The organism is uncultured Eudoraea sp. (genome assembly GCF_947258525.1).
Taxonomy (GTDB): domain Bacteria; phylum Bacteroidota; class Bacteroidia; order Flavobacteriales; family Flavobacteriaceae; genus Eudoraea.
This window is the reverse complement of record NZ_CAMYIP010000081.1, coordinates 1-2,984: the sequence shown is the minus strand read 5'-3', so window position 1 is coordinate 2,984 and position 2,984 is coordinate 1. Positions and strand designations below refer to the sequence as shown.

The window sequence follows — 2,984 nt, the reverse complement described above, 5'->3', positions numbered from 1 at the left end:
GTCTGAAGCAGCAGATGGTGATACCGATGACACCAATGAAATTCAAGATATTACTTCTCCAGATGCTTCTGTAACTATCAATCAGGTAGGCAATGATTTTGAACTCACTGTGGCAGGAGGAGTTAATAACCTATCTAATTCCAATCTAATTCAAACAGGTGGTAACAGGACTTATGACCTGGACGGCCAAGAATTATATTTCACTGGTACAGGATTTATTGGAATTGGTAATTCTAATCCACAAAATAAACTAGATGTTTCCGGTGAAATAAGATCTCAAGGGTTCTCAAATTCAAATGGAACTGTTGCAGAACCATCATATGCTTTTAGTAATGATTCCGATACTGGTATGTGGCGAGGTGCCAATACTAATTTCTTAAGATTTTCAACCAATGCGACAGAAGCGGTTACTATTGACCCTTCACAACAAGTTGGAATTGGCATTACTGCTCCTATGGAAAGACTTCATGTTGGAGGCACTATTTTGGCAACTGGTAATATTAATGGGACGGATATTACAGCTACTGGTGATATAAATGTAACAGGTAGTGTATTCAGGGCCGCGGTTGACCTGCATCCCGACTATGTCTTTCAAAAATACTTTTTAAACTATTCTGAGATAAACGAAAGGTATATTTTCGCCAGTCTTCGGGAAATTGAGGCCTTTGTAAAGAAAAACCATCATTTACCCGGAATCAAATCGGCCAAAGAAGTGCAGGAAGATGGGTATTGGAATCTAAGCGAATCCAACCTTCAAAACCTTGAAAAAATTGAAGAGCTGTTTTTACACACCATAAACCAGGAGAAGAAAATCAATCAGCTGGAAACAAAAAATCAGGCCATTCAGGAGGAGCTCAATACCCTTAAAGCGGAACTGCTGGCCATTAAAAATTTACTAAAAGAAGAGTAATTGAAAAAAATAGTTTCCATAGTATTTTTGGCAGGTATGCTTTTTGGGCAAGCCCAAACCGCTCTATACAACAGCGGGAACATTCGTATTCATGAGGAGGGGCAGCTGGGCTTCCATACGAACCTGATCAATAACGCCTCTTTTGATGAAAACCTGGGACTTGCAGGCTTCTATGGCAGTTCATTGATCTCCGTTACCGGTGCTTTCGCACCCGTCTTTTTTGATACCGAAATTGCGAATGATACGGGCGTGCAACTCAATACGTCCATAAATGTGGCCAACAATACCAACTTTGTGGTGGGCGACTTTATAACGCCGCGTAATTCGGTAGACATTTACTACAACTTTCTTCGGGAGGCCTTTTATGTCGGTTCGGGAGACGGATCAAAAGTTGATGGTTATGCCACTATAACTGATCAAGAAAGCTTTACATTTCCTGTGGGCGATTCACAACAATTAAGGCCCTTGATCCTTAATTCAGCGAGCCAGAATTCATTTGCCAGATGCGCTTACTTTTTTGAAGACCCTAATAATCCTTCAACTTTTCCGGGTTTCGATACAGCACTTAAACCAAGGTCAATTAATGCGATAAGCAACCGGGAATTCTGGCGTTTGGAAGGTAGTGTATCTTCCTCCATTACAATTAGCTGGAACAGCAGAAGTGACATTACCGCACTGGCAGCCGAAATTAATGAGGTGACCATTATGGGCTGGAATAAACAGGCCGGGAGATGGCTTTCTCTTGGGAATGCTGCCATTGGGGGTGATCTTACCGACGGCTTTATTAGTTCTGAAACCTTTGTACCGGATGATTTTGAGGTTATCACTTTTGGAAGTCTGGCAGAACCCGAGGATATTCTAACCCTCGATAACTATTTTATTTCCCCTAACGGGGATGGTATTAACGATGTCCTGGTTATTGAAGAAATGGAATTAAGTCCAAACAATAGTCTTCGGATTTTTAATCGGGATGGGCTTAAGGTTTTTGAAATGATAAATTATACCAATGAATTTGGGGGCATCTCCAATGTAGATAATCTGGTTATTAATCGCGAACAAGGCCTTCCTGAAGGTGTTTATTTCTATGTCATCTCTCTTGATGACCTGGGTCTTAATTATCAGGGGTTTCTGTATTTGGATCGTGATTAATTTTCGTAAACCCGTTTCATGTCCGATTTTCCAAATTATCCTCATTTTACCGATAAATTGCACAAATTCATCGGCATAAATACATAATTGTCATATCGGATTATGTATTCACTTGCTTTTTTGTGACCACATATTTACTATAGTTTACACTATTTTCCTACATTTTTACAACCTTAATTTCGCCTTTCTGGTTACTTAAATTAGCTTCCCCTAATATTTATGCAACTATGAAACTAAATACTTTATCCTTTATATTTCTGTTCCTACTGGTTAATGTGGGCTTTGCACAATTAAAAGTAGGCGACAATCCTGACGAGATTGATGGGGCTTCACTTTTGGAATTGGAAAGCAGAAATAAAGCATTGGTATTATCACGCGTCAATACTTCCCTGATGCAAAAGATCAAACCCTTGGCCGGGGCATTGGTTTATAATACAGATACTTCCTGTGTATATCAATATGATGGTAAAAACTGGCGCAGCCTTTGTGGCAATACCAGCAATTCAAATATTTCTTTCACAGATAATGGAAATGGCACTTTCACTATAAGAGATGCTGATGGATCTTTATATACATATGGCGAGAACAGGAATGAAGGAGAAGATCCAAAGCAGGAGGAAATGACCGAATCCCCTGGTACAAATGGCAACAACGGAACTCAAGGCGTTCAAGGTCCTAAAGGTGATACGGGTGAGAAAGGCGATACCGGTGAAACAGGATCCCAAGGACCCGAAGGACCAGCAGGTCCGCAAGGACCCATAGGATTAACCGGACCGACAGGATCCCAAGGACCCGAAGGACCGGCAGGTGAAGACGGCGTAGATGGAGCAATCGGGCCTCAGGGACCGACTGGAGAAACAGGTCCTAAAGGTGATCGAGGCGAACAAGGCATCCAGGGTGAACAAGGGATAAAAGGTGAAACTGG

The 2,984-nt window shown here is 41.3% G+C and carries 2 protein-coding genes and 1 pseudogene; all 3 read left to right on the top strand.

Translation table 11 applies throughout. The features are described from left to right. Positions 1–910, top strand: a 910-nt coding sequence (locus Q0X89_RS06785; RefSeq protein WP_297692440.1) for a bZIP transcription factor, incomplete at its 5' end; no start/stop codon positions are given. Then, positions 911–2,059 carry a gliding motility-associated C-terminal domain-containing protein gene (locus tag Q0X89_RS06780; RefSeq protein WP_297692438.1) on the top strand — a complete coding sequence of 383 codons (1,149 nt, stop codon included), beginning with the start codon at positions 911–913 and terminating at the stop codon, positions 2,057–2,059. A gap of 227 nt (positions 2,060–2,286) precedes the next feature. After that, positions 2,287–2,984 (top strand): annotated as a pseudogene (locus tag Q0X89_RS06775) (hypothetical protein); the annotation flags it as partial.